General features: G+C 68.0%; 13 protein-coding genes. 7 read left to right on the top strand and 6 right to left on the bottom strand.

Features of this window, described 5'->3' with window-relative positions:
• Positions 1 to 26 precede the first annotated feature (26 nt).
• The 3 genes from VCJ71_RS10415 to glnE are packed head-to-tail and all read right to left on the bottom strand — an operon-like array spanning position 27 to position 3,966.
• Positions 27 to 827, bottom strand: coding sequence for a ferritin-like domain-containing protein (locus VCJ71_RS10415; RefSeq protein ID WP_324641029.1), 801 nt, complete (start codon positions 825 to 827; stop codon positions 27 to 29).
• Positions 824 to 1,291 carry a peroxiredoxin gene (locus VCJ71_RS10410; RefSeq protein WP_324641026.1) on the bottom strand — a complete coding sequence of 156 codons (468 nt, stop codon included), beginning with the start codon at positions 1,289 to 1,291 and terminating at the stop codon, positions 824 to 826. The genes VCJ71_RS10415 and VCJ71_RS10410 overlap by 4 nt, the downstream gene beginning before the upstream one ends.
• Complete coding sequence (gene glnE / locus VCJ71_RS10405) at positions 1,288 to 3,966, bottom strand: bifunctional [glutamate--ammonia ligase]-adenylyl-L-tyrosine phosphorylase/[glutamate--ammonia-ligase] adenylyltransferase (RefSeq protein WP_324641024.1); 2,679 nt, start codon at positions 3,964 to 3,966, stop codon at positions 1,288 to 1,290. The genes VCJ71_RS10410 and glnE overlap by 4 nt, the downstream gene beginning before the upstream one ends.
• A gap of 125 nt (positions 3,967 to 4,091) precedes the next feature.
• On the opposite strand from glnE, the gene VCJ71_RS10400 reads away from it, so the two are divergent.
• From VCJ71_RS10400 to VCJ71_RS10390, 3 genes are read left to right on the top strand one after another with little or no spacing between them, the layout of a single operon-like run.
• The gene (locus VCJ71_RS10400; protein WP_324641022.1) at positions 4,092 to 5,783 is read left to right on the top strand and encodes a M28 family peptidase; all 1,692 of its coding nucleotides are present in this window, start codon (positions 4,092 to 4,094) and stop codon (positions 5,781 to 5,783) included.
• Between the two features lie 10 nt (positions 5,784 to 5,793).
• On the top strand, positions 5,794 to 6,771 hold the full coding sequence (locus VCJ71_RS10395; RefSeq protein ID WP_324641020.1) for an agmatine deiminase family protein: 978 nt from the start codon (positions 5,794 to 5,796) through the stop codon (positions 6,769 to 6,771).
• A gap of 43 nt (positions 6,772 to 6,814) precedes the next feature.
• The gene (locus VCJ71_RS10390) at positions 6,815 to 6,949 is read left to right on the top strand and encodes a hypothetical protein (RefSeq protein ID WP_324641017.1); all 135 of its coding nucleotides are present in this window, start codon (positions 6,815 to 6,817) and stop codon (positions 6,947 to 6,949) included.
• Positions 6,950 to 7,212: 263 nt separating this feature from the next.
• Here VCJ71_RS10390 and VCJ71_RS10385 read toward each other — a convergent pair whose 3' ends face one another.
• Entirely contained in the window at positions 7,213 to 7,959 is a 747-nt protein-coding gene (locus VCJ71_RS10385; RefSeq protein WP_324641015.1) for a sulfite exporter TauE/SafE family protein, read from the bottom strand.
• 13 nt (positions 7,960 to 7,972) lie between these two features.
• Positions 7,973 to 9,985, bottom strand: a complete 2,013-nt coding sequence (gene thrS, locus VCJ71_RS10380; RefSeq protein WP_324641013.1) for a threonine--tRNA ligase — start codon at positions 9,983 to 9,985, stop codon at positions 7,973 to 7,975.
• Between the two features lie 347 nt (positions 9,986 to 10,332).
• Here thrS and VCJ71_RS10375 point away from each other — a divergent pair, with 347 nt between their 5' ends.
• The 4 genes from VCJ71_RS10375 to VCJ71_RS10360 are packed head-to-tail and all read left to right on the top strand — an operon-like array spanning position 10,333 to position 12,260.
• A complete protein-coding gene (locus tag VCJ71_RS10375) occupies positions 10,333 to 10,515 on the top strand; it encodes a hypothetical protein (protein WP_324641011.1) in 183 nt (60 codons plus the stop codon).
• Complete coding sequence (locus tag VCJ71_RS10370; RefSeq protein ID WP_324641010.1) at positions 10,512 to 11,108, top strand: hypothetical protein; 597 nt, start codon at positions 10,512 to 10,514, stop codon at positions 11,106 to 11,108. Before VCJ71_RS10375 ends, VCJ71_RS10370 begins: the two co-directional genes overlap by 4 nt.
• Positions 11,105 to 11,296 (top strand): helix-turn-helix transcriptional regulator, encoded by a 192-nt coding sequence (locus tag VCJ71_RS10365; protein ID WP_324641008.1) that lies wholly within the window; start codon positions 11,105 to 11,107, stop codon positions 11,294 to 11,296. Before VCJ71_RS10370 ends, VCJ71_RS10365 begins: the two co-directional genes overlap by 4 nt.
• 28 nt (positions 11,297 to 11,324) lie before the next feature.
• Positions 11,325 to 12,260, top strand: coding sequence for an alpha/beta fold hydrolase (locus VCJ71_RS10360; RefSeq protein ID WP_324641006.1), 936 nt, complete (start codon positions 11,325 to 11,327; stop codon positions 12,258 to 12,260).
• Here the strand turns inward: VCJ71_RS10360 and VCJ71_RS10355 are convergent.
• Positions 12,257 to 13,909, bottom strand: a complete 1,653-nt coding sequence (locus tag VCJ71_RS10355) for an alkaline phosphatase D family protein (protein ID WP_324641004.1) — start codon at positions 13,907 to 13,909, stop codon at positions 12,257 to 12,259. The two genes, VCJ71_RS10360 and VCJ71_RS10355, sit on opposite strands and share 4 nt — an antisense overlap.
• Between the last annotated feature and the right edge of the window lie 46 nt (positions 13,910 to 13,955).

The following is a 13,955-nucleotide window of genomic DNA, read 5'->3' as shown; positions in this document are numbered from 1 at the left end:
CTGTTGTGATGGGTAACCGGAACTTCTTACCGTGCAACCGCCGCGTAGAATTCCCGCGACAAACCGGCTGCCTGACGCGCTGAGTCGTTGAACGGCGGTTTCAGCGCGCCGCGAAAATGCCGGTTTACTAACAAATTCCAAAGATTCGGGGGGTTCTGCCCGCGTCGTGACGCCACGCGCAGAAAGTGCTTCGTGCCGTAGCCGACATGGCGAATCTCGTCGTCAAGGATTCGCTGCAGGATCCGTGCGCCGGCCGAATCGCCCTGTGCCGCTACGCGGTCGCGGGTTGCCGGCGTGATGTCGAGGCCGCGCGCCTCCAGCACCATCGGCACGATGGCGAGCCGCGCCGCGACGTCATGACGCGTCTCTTCTGCCGCCTGCCACAGCCCCGCATGGGCCGGCAGCGCGCCGTAATGGCTGCCGTGGTTGCGCAGCTTGCGCGCCAGCAGGCCGAAATGCATCGCCTCGTCCGCCGCGACATCGAGGAAATCGTCCACGAACTCCCGATCCATGTCCGCCCCGAACCGCCCCGCCATGTCGAGCGCTAGGTCAATGGCGACGAATTCGATATGGGCGAGGCTGTGCCACAGCGCGATCCGGCCCCGCTCCGACCCGCCCTTGCCCCGCCGCGGCATGTCGCGCGGGGCGAGCAGCTCGGGCCGGTCCGGCCGGGCGGGCCTGTCCGGCATCGCGGTTTCGAAGGCGAAGGCCAAAGCGCCGTGGCGCCAGTCCCGCACCAGCGCGCGCGTCGCCATCGCCTTGTCACGGGGATCGGGCGTCAGCAGCACCGCGCGGATCGCGGCGGAGACGGTAGCGTGTGACGTCAAAGTGCCTTCGCGGCGGCGAGCACCTCGTCCGCGTGGCCCTTCACCTTTACCTTGCGCCAGACGCGCGCGATCGTCCCATCCGCTGCGAGGAGGTACGTCGTGCGCTCCATGCCCATGTAGGTGCGGCCGTACATCTGCTTTTCCGCCCAGATGCCGAGCGCGTCCGCAAGACCATCGGTCTCCGGGTCGCTGGCCAGAGGGGCGGCGAGATCGTGCTTGGCGATGAACTTGCCGTGTTTCTTCGGCGGGTCCTTGCTGATGCCGAGCAAGGTCACGCCGGCGGCATCGAATTCGCCCTTGAGCGCGGAGAAATCCTTGTTTTCGGTCGTGCAGCCGGGCGTGTCGTCCTTCGGGTAGAAAAAGACGACGGCCTTGCCGAGGCTGCCGGTGTCGATGCTGCCGCCCTCGGGCGTTTCAAGGGTGAAGGCAGGGAAGGCATCGCCTTCGCCGGGTCTGTCGGTCATGGTGTCAGCTCCAGTGTTTGCCCGAAAATGTCATGCCACTCGCGCGCGATGTCGCGGCGCGCCCCCGCTATCCGATCGAGCAATGCATCGCCATCCCCCACCCCGCATGCGCGCGCGAGGGCGAGCATGGCGGCGGGGTGCGCAGCGACGCCATCGGGCGCGAGCAGCCGCCCGCAGACGAGAACGCGGGTGAGGAAATCGTGCGCGCGGGAAAGCGACGACGTCACCGTGCCGGCCGCCTCCAGTTCCGCAATGGCGTCATGCAGCGCGGGTTTGAATGCGGCGGCGTCACGCAATTGCAGGAAGTGGACGAGGAATTCGCAGTCGACCAGCCCGCCGCGCAACAGCTTGACGTCGAGCGGGCCGCGCGGCGGCTTGTGCTCCGCCATCTCGGCCCGCATTGCCAGCACATCCTTGCGCAAGCCGTCCGCATCGCGCGGTCGGCACAGGACTTCCCGGACAAGGCCGGCCAGTTCGGCCCGCCGCGGGTCGGAGCCGTAGACCGGCCGCGCGCGGCACAGGGCCATATGCTCCCATGTCCACGCGTCATCTCGCTGGTAGCGGGCAAAGCTTTCGAGGCTGGCGGCGAGCGGTCCCTGCTTGCCCTGCGGCCGCAGCCGCGTGTCGACCTCGTATAAGGCGCCTTGCGCGGTCGGGACGCTCAGCGCCGCACCGGCACGCTGGGCGAGGCGATTGAAATAAAGCGTCGGGCCGAGCGGCTTCGCACCGTCCGATTCCCCGTCGAGCGATCCGGTGAAGAGATACACGATGTCGAGGTCACTGGCGTAGGTGAGCGACCCGCCGCCCAGCCGCCCCAGGCCCAGCACCAGCAGCTCGCGCTCGGCGAAGCGGCCGTGCCGCGTGGCATATTCCGCCTCCGCCGCCTCGGTCGCCACGACAAGCGCGGCCTCCGCCACCCGGCCCAGCCCGGCAGCGACATCGAGCGGGTCCTGCGCCGCCTCGATCAGCTGCACGCCCAGCATGAAGCGTTGTTCGCCCACCGTGCGGCGCAGGCGTTCCAGCCGGGCTTCGTAATCGGCATCGGGCGCGCTGCGCATCCGCTGCGCCAGTTGCCCGACCGAACCCGGCAGGGCGAAAGCGCCCTTGTCGATCAGCGCGTCGAGCAATTCGGGCCGGCGCGAAAGTTCATCGGCCAGCGGCGGGGCGAGAGTGAGGATGCGCATCAGCTGGTCGGCCAGCGCCGGGCGCGCCTCCAGGAGGCGGAACAGGTTGATGGCGCTGGGCAAGCGCTGCAGCAGGGTCTCGAACCGGGCGAGCGCGGTTTGCGGATCGGGTGCCTGCCCCAGGGCTTCCAGCAAGCCCGGCAACACCGCGCGAAAGGCGGTCTGCGCCGCAGTGGAGCGCAGCGCCTGGTAGCGCCCGTCCTGCCACTTCTCGATGCGCGCGCTCAGCGCTCCGGTGTCCGCCAGTCCTGATGCCGCCAACGCCTCGCCCAGCGAGGGCGCGGCATCGTCCTCGCCATCGATCAGCTCGCCGTAGATGCGCGCCACCCGCTCGGTGTGCTCGTGGAGGTGTGCGCACCATTCCTGCGCGCCCGCGAATCCTGCCAGCCGGGCGACATTGGCAAGCTCTTCCGCCCCGCTCGGGAGCGTATGCGTCTGGCGGTCCTGCACCATTTGCAGCCGGTGCTCCGCCGTGCGCAGCGCGACATAAGCCTCGCCCATGATCCGCGCGCTGTGCCCGTCGATATGACCCGCCACGGCAAGCGCCTCCAGCGCGGAGAGGATGCGCGGATCGCGCAGCGACGCATCTCGCCCGGCGTGGATCAGCTGGTGCGTCTGGACGAAGAACTCGATCTCGCGGATGCCGCCCAGGCCGCGCTTGACGTTGTAACCGGGTCCGGGCTGCGCCGGACCGCCCTGGTCGGCGCGGATGCGGGCGGTCAGGCGGCGGATCTCGTCGATCGCCCCGAAATCGAGGCTGCTGCGCCAGATGAACGGCCTGATCGCATCTAGGAAGCGCGCGCCGAGCCCGGTATCCCCTGCCGCCGCCCGCGCCCGCATGAAGGCCGCGCGCTCCCACGTGAGGGCGGAGCTTTCGTAATGCGAGATCGCCCCGTCGATGGGCAGCGCCGGCGGCGTGACCTCGGCAGCGGGGCGCAGCCGCAGGTCGACCCGGAAGACGTAGCCGTCCGCCGTCACGCGGCCGAGAGTCTCGACCACGCGCCGGGCGATGCGCTGCGCCGCTTCGGCAGGCTCGTCCCGCTCGCGCCGCGGCAGGGCCTCGGGATCATAGATCAGGATCGGGTCGATGTCGGAACTGTAATTGAGCTCGCGAGAGCCGTGCTTGCCCAGCGCGATGGCGGCAAAGCCCTGCGGCCGGGCATCGGGCGTGCGGTGGCGGATCGCTTCGGCAATCGCTGCGTCGAGCGCCCGGTCGGCGAATTCGGACAGGGTCGCGGTCACGCGCTCCAGTGTGAAGGCCCCGGCCAGGTCACCGATGGCCAGCGCCAGCGCCAGCGCGCGCTTTTCCCGCCGAAGCGCGACGCCGACGTCCTCGATGCCTTCGCCCGCGCCCTTCGCCGCTGCCAGCGCCGCGTCCCCCTCGCCCGCGAGCAGCAGGTCCCGCAAGCCCGGCATGTCGTCCAGCGCGCGCGCGAGGAAGGGCGAATGCGCCCGCGCCCGCGTGATCGCTTCCTGCCAATCGGCTCTCATGTGCCACGCCTGCCTGCGCCCGGCCCCACACGCAAGCCTGACACGCAAGCCCGCTTGCCGCCCGCCGTACCCTCTGCCAGACAGGCGCGCAGCAATACGACCGACCGGACGGGGACCAGACCGACATGAAACGCACATTCCTTGCCATTACCGCCGCGCTTGCGCTTAGCGGCTGCGACATGGCCGCGATCGATGATAGCGGCAGCGAAATCCCCTCGGTCGAACCGGGCGACATCTCGCAGGAAACGATGGTCGAGGTCACCCGCACGCTCAGCGGCGACGATTTCGAAGGCCGCGCCCCGGGCACCGAGGGCGGGCGCAAGACCATCGCCTATCTGATCGAACAGTTCGAAGCGGCTGGCCTCCAGCCGGGCAACAACGGTTCCTGGACGCAGGACGTGCCGCTGGTGGAAATCACCGGCAAGAATTTCACGCCGCTGGCCGTTGCGGGCGAAGATGGCGAGCCGATGGAATTTCAGTACGGCAGCGACTGGGTCGGCGTGACCTACAAGGAAGAGGTCGACACCAAGCTGGAAGACAGCGAACTGGTGTTCGTCGGTTACGGCATCAACGCGCCGGAAAAGGGCTGGAACGACTACGAAGGGATCGACATGGCGGGCAAGACCGCCGTGATCCTGGTGAACGATCCCGACTTCGGCACCGAGGAACTGGACGGCCCCTTCGGCGGGCGGGCCATGACCTATTACGGCCGCTGGACCTATAAATACGAGGAAGCCGCGCGGCAGGGCGCGGCCGGCGCGATCATCGTGCACGACGAAGCGCCCGCGGCCTATGGCTGGGGCGTGGTCGAATCGAGCTGGTCCGGCCCGCAGGCCTACGCCCAGCGCGGCGAGGATGCGCCTGCGACCACCACCATGAACGGCTGGGTGCAGAAAGGCGTGGCCGAACGCATCATGAAGGCGGCGGGGCAGGACCTCGGCAAGCTGGGCATGGCCGCGAAGAAGGACGGTTTCACTGCCGTGCCGCTGGGCCTCACCGCATCCACCAGCTTCCGCAACGACATCCGCAGCTTCTCCTCGCAGAACGTGATCGGCATGCTGCCGGGCAAGACGCGGCCGGAGGAATATGTGCTCCACACCGCGCACTGGGACCACCTCGGCCGCTGCAAGCCCGACGAGACGGGCGACGACATCTGCAACGGCGCGGTCGACAATGCCACGGGCACCGCCGCGCTGGTCGCGCTGGGCGCCGCCCATGCGAAGGCGGGCGCTGCCGACCGGACGCTGGTGTTCTTGGCCGTGACGGCGGAGGAATCGGGGCTGCTGGGCGCGGATTATTACGCCGCCAATCCCGTCTTCCCGCTGGCGCAGACCGTGGGCGGCATCAACATGGACGCCTTCCTGATGGCAGGCCCGGCCAACGACGTAACCGTGGTCGGCAGCGGGAAGAGCGAGCTCGACCGCTTCCTCGACAAGGCGCTGGGCGACGAGAACCGCGTCGCCACCCCCGAACCGACGCCCGAAAAGGGATACTACTACCGCAGCGACCACTTCGCCTTCGCCAAGCGCGGCGTGCCGATGCTGTATGTCGACGGGGGCGAGGACCTGAAGGACGGCGGCAACGCTGCCGGGGCCAAGGTCGCCAAGGATTACACCGACAACCGCTATCACGGGCCGAAGGACGAATTCGACGAGAACTGGGACTGGTCGGGCGTGATGGCCGACCTGCAGCTGTTCTATCGCATCGGCCGGATGCTGGCGATGAGCGAGGACTGGCCGAACTGGGTCGAAGGCGACGAGTTCAAGGGCATCCGCGATACTGACTGCGAAGGTGCGGGCGCGGGTTGCGGGGCCTGACGCACAAACCATGAGCGTGACGATGCCGCCCGAATGGGCGCCGCAGGACTGGCTGTGGATCGGCTTCCCCCACGATGCGGAGGAGTGGCCGGACACGCTGCCGCGCGCGCAGGAACAGATCGCCGCTTTCGCCAACGCGGTCGCCGAAAGCGGGTTGGAAGTGCGGCTGCTGGTCCGCGACGCGGCGAACGAGGCGCGGGCGCAAGGCCTCGTCTCGCCCGCCGTCACGCTGGAGTGGCGCGAATATGGCGACATCTGGCTGCGCGATACCGGGCCGCTGGTCGTGCGCAGCGGCGACGGCCTCGCCGCACGGCGCTTCGGCTTCAACGGCTGGGGCGGCAAGTTCCTGATGGACGGCGACCAGACCGTGGGGGCGAAGCTTGCCCGCGACGCCGGCCTGCCGCTCGAGACCGCGGACTGGATCTTGGAAGGCGGCGCGATCGATACCGACGGCACCGGGCTCGTCGTCACGACCGAGCAATGCCTGCTCAACCCGAACCGCAACCCGCAGCTTTGCCGCGAAGATATCGAGATGCGCCTTGCCCGCGAACTCGGCTTTAACCGGGTCCTGTGGCTGGGCGACGGATTGCTGGGCGACCATACGGATGGTCACGTCGACAACCTGGCTCGCTTCGTCGGCGAAAACACGCTGGCGCTGCCGGTGCCGAGCGGGGCGGACGATCCCAACGCCGCGATCTATGCCGACGCGCGCGCCCGGGCCGTGTCGTTCGGCGTGAAGGTGGTGGACATCCCCTCTCCCGGCCTCGTGAGCATGGGCGAGGACGCGGAGCCTGCCAGCTACATGAACTTCGCCATCACCTCGAACCTCGTGGTGGTGCCGACCTACGGCTCGGTCCATGACGAGGCGGGCGTGGCGGCCATCGCCGCGCTGTTCCCCGACCGCGCAACCATCGGCCTGCCAGCGGACGCCGTGTTGGCGGGCGGCGGCAGCTTCCACTGCGCGAGCCAGCAGATGCCCCGCGCCTGAGGCGTTTACCTTTCGTTAGGCCACGGCTGGGAAAATGCCCGGCATGAGCAAGGCCATCGCACTCGTCCGGCAGACCGCCACGCAGGCATCGCTGGATGCCGCCGACTTGGCGCGCACCGCGATCGTCGGCGCCTGCGCCATCGCGCTGATCGCCGCCGGCCCGTTCCTGCCGCTCTAGGCCGTATACTCGTGAATCCTACCTACGAGGCGCCGGAATGACGAACATATCGGGCGAAAGCGCGCGCCGGGAAGGCTGTCTGCCTTTCCAAGCGTGTTTTTGTTTGAGATGGAAGTCATTCCCGCGTCCCGCAGGGATTTGACCAAAATGGGCCATCACCGCGTTACAAAGGCTTGCAAGACCGCCGGTATTGCTGCGCCTTTGCTCCTTGTGCTGGCCCATTTTGCTTCAAACCTCGAAGGTGGGATTCACGAGTATACGGCCTAGTTCACCAGCTTGATCAATGACGCGAGCGCCGTCGCCCCCAAGACGGCGGCGGTAAAGCCGCGCCACGCCTTGTCGCCGACGCGGCCCGATGCCGCCATGCCGATGCGGTTGCCGACAAGGATGAACGGGAACAGCAACAGCGCGAGGCCGAGGAAGCGCCACTCGAAAGCCCCGATGGCGAGCCCCGAACCGATGCCCGCCAGCGCGGCCACGGTGAAGATCAGCAGCATGGAGGCCTTGGCGACCTTCCGGGCGATGTCGCGCGCGACGTAATAGGGCACGACCGGCAGGCCGGGCATGCCCGCAAAGCCCGTCAGCAGCCCGCTCAGCACGCCGGTAATGCCTGTGACGACCGGACCGGGCGGCGTTGCCGGGCGCACGGGAAACAGGACCGCCCCGAACGCCGTCATGGCGGCAATGGCGATCAGCACGCGCGCGATGTCGGGCGGCGTGGCGGCAAGTAGGATCAGCCCCGGCGCGGTGGTCAGGATCACCAGGCCGGAAATAACGAGCGCGGATTTTTCCGCATCGCGCACCAGCCGCACGAACTCTGTCGCGCCAATCATCACCGCCAGGCAATTCGTGACCAACACCGCTTCCACCGGCAGCATGGCGAGCGCGAGCACCGGCACCAGCAGGATCGCCATGCCGAAGCCCGCGAGCCCGCGAACGAACGCCGCCGCCAGCGCGGCGATGACCGCCAACGCCAGCTGCCCCGCGCCGTAGCCTGCAAGGATTTCCACCCGGCCGGTCGCGTCAGGCGAGGTCGGGCGGGGTCGCGGCGGCGGTCAGCATGGCGACCGCTTCGTCCAGCGTCATCACCTTCTGGTGCTGTTCGCCCAGCGTGCGGACGGCGACGGTGCCTTCCTCCGCCTCTCGCTTGCCGACCACAAGCAAATGCGGGACCTTGGCGAGCGAGTGTTCGCGCACCTTGTAGTTGATTTTCTCGTTCCTGAGGTCGCTTTCGACGCGGATCCCTGCAGCGGCCAGCCTGGCGGAGACCTCTCCTGCATAGTCGTCGGCGTCGGACACGATGGTCGCCACCACCGCCTGAACCGGGGCGAGCCACACTGGCAGCTTGCCGGCAAAATGTTCGATCAGGATGCCGATGAAGCGCTCGTACGATCCGAAGATCGCGCGGTGGAGCATCACCGGGCGGTGCTTGTCGCCATCCTCGCCGATGTAGCTCGCATCGAGCCGTTCGGGCAGGACGCGGTCGCCCTGGATCGTGCCGACCTGCCACGTGCGCCCGATCGCGTCGGTGAGGTGCCATTCCAGCTTTGGCGCGTAGAACGCGCCTTCGCCGGGCAGCTCTTCCCAGCCGAATTCCTCGTTATCCATGCCCGCTTCGGCCACGGCATCGCGCAGTTCCTGTTCCGCCTTGTCCCAGTCCGCCTCGCTGCCGAAGCGCTTTTCCGGCCGCAGGGCCAGCTTGACGTGGTAGCTGAAGCCGAAGTCGCGATAGACCTCGTCCGCCAGCTGGCAGAACTTGCGCACTTCTTCGACCACCTGGTCTTCCGTGCAAAAGATATGCGCGTCGTCCTGTGTGAACTGGCGCACGCGCATCAGCCCGTGGAGCGCGCCGTGCGGTTCGTTGCGGTGGCAGCAGCCCATTTCGCCCAGCCGGATCGGCAGGTCGCGGTAGCTGGTGATGCCCTGCTTGAAGACCAGCACGTGCGCCGGGCAGTTCATCGGCTTGATCGCCATCCAGTCGGCGTCCTTGGCCACCGAAGGATTCGCCGGACCGTCTCCCAGCTCGTCCACCTCCGGCACCATGTCGGGCACGGCGAACATGTTCTCCGCATACTTGCCCCAATGGCCGGACTGTTCCCACTGGCGCACGTCCATCAGCTGCGGCGTCTTGATCTCGCGGTAGCCGCCGCCGTCCATCTTGCGGCGCATATAGGCCTCCAGCTCGCGCCAGATGCGATAGCCCTTGGGGTGCCAGAAAACGCTGCCGTGCGCCTCTTCCTGCAGATGGAACAGGTCCATTTCGCGGCCCAGCTTGCGGTGGTCGCGCTTGGCGGCCTCCTCCAGCCGCACGAGGTGCGCGTTCAATTGCTTCTTGTTGAGCCAGCCCGTGCCGTAAATGCGCGTCAGCTGCGCATTGTTCTGGTCGCCGCGCCAGTAGGCGCCGGCCACGCGCATCAGCTTGAACGCCTGGGGGTCGAGCTTGCCGGTGCTGGCAAGGTGCGGGCCGCGGCACATGTCGAGCCAGTCGTCACCCGAATGGTAGACCGTCAGCTCCTCGCCTTCGGGCAATTCGCGGGCCCATTCGGCCTTGAACGTCTCGCCGTCGGCTTCCCATTTCGCGATCAGGTCCTCGCGGCTCCAGACCTCGCGGCGGAGCGGCTTGTCGGCCTTGATGATGCGGCGCATTTCCTCCTCGATGGCGGGGAGGTCGTCCATGCTGAAGGGCTCGCGGCCCTCGGGTGCCTTCACGTCGTAATAGAAGCCGTCGTCCGTCGCCGGCCCGAAGGTGATCTGCGTGCCGGGGAACAGCGACTGGACCGCTTCGGCCAGCACATGCGCGAAATCGTGGCGGGCGAGCTCGAGCGCGTCCTCCTCGTCGCGGGCAGTCACCAGAGCCAGCTCGGCATCGCCTTCGAACGGACGATTGATGTCGCGCAGCTCGCCATCCACGCGTGCGGCGATGGCGGCCTTGGCCAGACCGGGGCCGATCGCGGCGGCGATGTCGGCGGGGGTGGCCCCGCGCTCCACTTCGCGCACCGATCCGTCGGGCAGGCTGATCTTGAGCAGTTCCGTCATTCTCTCTCGTCCAATCGCATTGCGCACGCGCCATGGCATAGCGGCGCGCGGGCTGGAAGGCGTCTGTTGGTGTCGGGATCGGGAGGGACGCCGCGCCACCCGGTCCCGGGCGGCACGGTCGGGCGAATCAGGCCGCGACCATACGCCCCGGGCAAGGCCCGGTGGTGGTAGTGGTCGTGGTCAGGATCTTGATCCGCATGGGAGCGATATAGCGCCCCTTAAGCCCCCCGCCAACCCGCGGAAATCCGCCATTCCTGACAAGGTCGGCAATCATTTTGTAAATGACGCTTGACTTGTCGGGATGGGAAGTCTAGTTTCCTTGACATCAGTTAAAGGGAGTTTGACACATGAAATTCGACAAGCCTTCGCTTGCAATCGGTATCGCCATCCTGATGGTTGCCCTGATGAACTACATCGGCGCGCTGACCGACAATCTGGCCTACACCGGCTTCATCGTCGTCCTCGTCATGGGCTACGCCACGGCGCGGCAGGAGGTCTGCCGGCTCAAGTCTGCGCGGACCGCGGCATGAGCGGCCTCGCACAGAACCGCAGCGGGCTCTACGGCGGCCTCATGCTGGCCACGGCCGCGATCATTCTCGGCCTGCGGTCGAGCGGCGCGATCAATGCGACCACGGCCTATATCCTCGCCATCGTGCCCGTCGGCTTCATGCTCGCGGTGCTCCGCCAGGCGACCCGCGCCTCGAACAAGGACGCGCACACCAACAGGGCGGCGCTGCGATACACCAAGGGCATCATCGCGAGTTCGCTTGCCTACATGCTCGGCCTCGGCATCGCGATCTGGGTCTGGCGCAATCTCGATCCGTCGACCGGGCTGACATGGCTCCTCGCCATGCTGCCGGTAATCCCGATTTTCGCCATGCTGTTCGTCATGGGCCGCTACATCGTGGAGGAGCAGGACGAGTATCTTCGCCATCGCGCCGTGATGGCATCGCTTGTCGGGCTCGGCGCAGTCCTCGCCATCGGCAGCTTCTGGGGCTTCCTCGAAACGTTCGAGCTTGTGCCGCACGTTCCGGGCTGGTGGGCGGTGCCGATCTGGGCGATGGGCATGGGTCTCGGCCAGGCGTGGCTCACGATGCGCGACCGGTCGGGAGACGACGCGTGAAGAACCGCCTCAAGGTCCTCCGGGCCGAGCGCGACTGGAGCCAGCAGGACCTCGCCGAACGGCTCGAAGTCAGCCGCCAGTCGGTCAACGCCATCGAGACCGGGAAATACGATCCCAGCCTCCCCCTCGCCTTCCGCATCGCCGACTTGTTCGACATGGCGATAGAGGAAATCTTCCTGCGCGACTGAGGCGCAGCCACACAAAAGGTCCAATAATATGAAGACGTTCCTTCTCGCCGCGCTTGCGGCGCTCACCCCCCTTGTGCCTGCATCGGGCCGGGAAGCTGCCCCTGCGACCGTACAGGTCCCAGCCGTCCCCGCAGTGGAACGCGGCCACATCCGCAGCTGGCTTTACGGTGACACCGGCCCGGTCGTCGTCCTCGTCCCCGGCATGTCGACCCCCGGCGCGGTGTGGAACGATGCGGTCGCGCAGCTATCGGGCGACCACCGCGTACTGGTGGTCGAGGTCCGCGGCTTCGACGGGGAGCGCGGCACCGCCAACGAGCGGGACGGCGCGATCAAAGGGATCGTCACCGACATCGCCGCCGACCTCGTCGCCCGCGACCTCGGCCCCGCGACTATCGCGGGCCACAGCCTGGGCGGGTTGATCGCCATGCGCTTCGGCCTCGACCATCCCGAATTCGCCGCGAACCTGCTGATCCTCGATTCGCTGCCCTTCTTCGGCACGGTTTTCTCCGCCGACATGACGCTGGAGACCGTGCGCCCGCAGGCGGACCGAATGCGGCAGATGCTGATCGATGGCGCAGACGCGATGCGCGCCGCAGGGGTCGAAGGCACGGCGTCGGGCGCCGGGGCCATGGGCATGTCGGTGGACGAGGCGCGCCGCGTCAAAATCGCCAACTGGTCGCTCGACGCGGAACCGCTGGCCGTGGCGCAACTGGTCTGGGAAGACACGATGATGGACCTGCGGCAGGATATCGCCGCGCTCGCAATGCCGGTCACGGTCGTGCACTTCGCAACCGGGGAATACGCCGACATGGCACGCGAACGCTATGCCACCGATTACGCCGCCCTGGACAGCGTGCGGATCGTGCCGGTCGATAACAGCAGCCATTTCGTCCAGCTTGACCGGCCCGAAGTCGTCTATGCCGAACTGCGGCGCCTGACCGGGACGAGCGCCGGCACGAACTAGGTTTCGAACCGCCGCGCGCCGGCCGGGGCCACCATGCGGTGCGTCCCGGCCAGCTGCGTGGAGCGTTCGCGTATCGTGCCCATGAAGCGCCATTCGCACGCGGCGTGTTGCGGCGTCAGCTCCAACGCCATGTAGCCGCGCTGCGACGTGTCCGCCCATTTGAGCTGGTCGTTGCGATCGACAGCCGCGCGGCCGAACTGGTCGGCAGGCAGGCCAGGCAGGTAGGTTTCCGCCCCCGGCGAGGTGACCGAGTGGCCCGCGAACTCCACCCCGGCCGGGGCTCCATCGAGGTCGAGGTCGAATGCCCAGGCGTTGTGCGAATCGCCCGCCAGCACGACCAGCTCCGCCTCCGCCTCCAGCGCCGCTTTCAGCAGCCGTTCGCGCGCGGCGGGATAGCCGTCCCAGGCATCCATGTTGAACGGCAGGCCCGCCCGGCTCGCCGCGACGCCGGCCTGCACCCGCGCCTTGTAGGCATCGGGCAGCAGCGCGGCATAGGCTGACAAGAGGTCGGGCGGGGCGGACAGGTGCCCCATGATGACCTGCTGCGCGAGCACCTGCCAGCGCGTGCCGGCAGCTTGCGACTGCTGCATGCCGCGCGCCAGCCACGCCTGCTGGGCGGCGCCCATCAGCTCGCGCGACGGATCGGCGTAATCGGTCTCGCGGAACCGGATGAGCGCCCCTGCGACATCCTCCGGCGAGGATTTGCCGGCGAGCACGGTCGCCAGGTCGAGCGGCTTCGCACGCGCTTCCAGCCGGGTTTCGAGGCGATAGAGCGTGGCAAGGTCGCCGACCTGGTAGCTGGCCCACGGATCGTCCGATACCGGCAGCCATTCGCGATAGGCGCGCATCGCCGCGCGCTTGCGCACGTCCCACTCGCCTTCCGTGTGCGGCTGGTGGTTTTCCGCCCCGCCGCGCCAGCTGTCGTTCGCGCTTTCGTGGTCGTCCCAGACCGAAATCATCGGATAGAGCTGGTGCAGGCGGCGCAGGTCGGGGTCGGAGCGGTAGGCCGCGTGCCGCAGCCGGTAATCGGCCAGCGCGACCGTCTCCCCCGCCGGCATGATGTCGCGTCCGCCCAGCGCCTGCTCGGCGGAAGGATAGGTGCCGCGGCCGTATTCGTAGAAATAGTCGCCCGTGTGCACCGCGCAGTCGAAATCGTCCGCCGCGGCAGCGTGGGCATAGGCGTTGAACCAGCCGAAGCCGATATTGGAGCAGGAGAAGACCGCCATCCGCCAGCGCCCCGTCGGCCCGGTCGGCAAGGTGCGCGTGCGGCCGGTCTCCGACATCCGGCCATCGGGCGCGACGAAGCGGTAGTAATACCACCGGCCCGCTTCCAGCCCTTCGGCAAAAGCCTTGGCGCACCAGTCGCGATCGGGGCTCGCCACCGCTTCGCCCACCGCGCGGGCGCGGGCGAAATCGAGCGTGTCGCTGACTTCCATCGCCAGCCGCGTCTCCGCCTCCGCCACGAAGCGGGTCCACAGCAGCACCCGGTCCGCACCCGGCTCCCCGCTGGCGACGCCGTGCGTGAAGCCGCTGGCGAGCTGGGCTGAAAGCGGCGCGGCGGCGATCGCCAGCGTTCCCCCGGCAAGGCCGAACAGCGAGCGGCGGGTGAGGGCGGAAAGCGGCGGCTGGCCGGTCTTGGAAGATATCATGGCGGCAGTCATGCGCGCCCGCGATGACATTGTGAAGTCGCTTCTG

Origin of the sequence: Pseudoblastomonas aquimaris, assembly GCF_035481675.1 — a bacterium.
Classification (GTDB): Bacteria; Pseudomonadota; Alphaproteobacteria; order Sphingomonadales; family Sphingomonadaceae; genus Alteriqipengyuania_B.
The sequence above is the reverse complement of the archived record's forward strand: the minus strand, read 5'-3'. Positions and strand labels throughout refer to the sequence as shown.

Bases quoted from the DNA above. Each gene is read 5' to 3' on its own strand.
- VCJ71_RS10410 (WP_324641026.1), bottom strand. From the start codon at position 1,291: ATGACCGACAGACCCGGCGAAGGCGATGCCTTCCCTGCCTTCACCCTT.
- glnE (WP_324641024.1), bottom strand. From the start codon at position 3,966: ATGAGAGCCGATTGGCAGGAAGCGATCACGCGGGCGCGGGCGCATTCG.
- VCJ71_RS10400 (WP_324641022.1), top strand. From the start codon at position 4,092: ATGAAACGCACATTCCTTGCCATTACCGCCGCGCTTGCGCTTAGCGGC.
- VCJ71_RS10395 (WP_324641020.1), top strand. From the start codon at position 5,794: ATGAGCGTGACGATGCCGCCCGAATGGGCGCCGCAGGACTGGCTGTGG.
- VCJ71_RS10390 (WP_324641017.1), top strand. From the start codon at position 6,815: ATGAGCAAGGCCATCGCACTCGTCCGGCAGACCGCCACGCAGGCATCG.
- thrS (WP_324641013.1), bottom strand. From the start codon at position 9,985: ATGACGGAACTGCTCAAGATCAGCCTGCCCGACGGATCGGTGCGCGAA.
- VCJ71_RS10375 (WP_324641011.1), top strand. From the start codon at position 10,333: ATGAAATTCGACAAGCCTTCGCTTGCAATCGGTATCGCCATCCTGATG.
- VCJ71_RS10370 (WP_324641010.1), top strand. From the start codon at position 10,512: ATGAGCGGCCTCGCACAGAACCGCAGCGGGCTCTACGGCGGCCTCATG.
- VCJ71_RS10360 (WP_324641006.1), top strand. From the start codon at position 11,325: ATGAAGACGTTCCTTCTCGCCGCGCTTGCGGCGCTCACCCCCCTTGTG.
- VCJ71_RS10355 (WP_324641004.1), bottom strand. From the start codon at position 13,909: ATGATATCTTCCAAGACCGGCCAGCCGCCGCTTTCCGCCCTCACCCGC.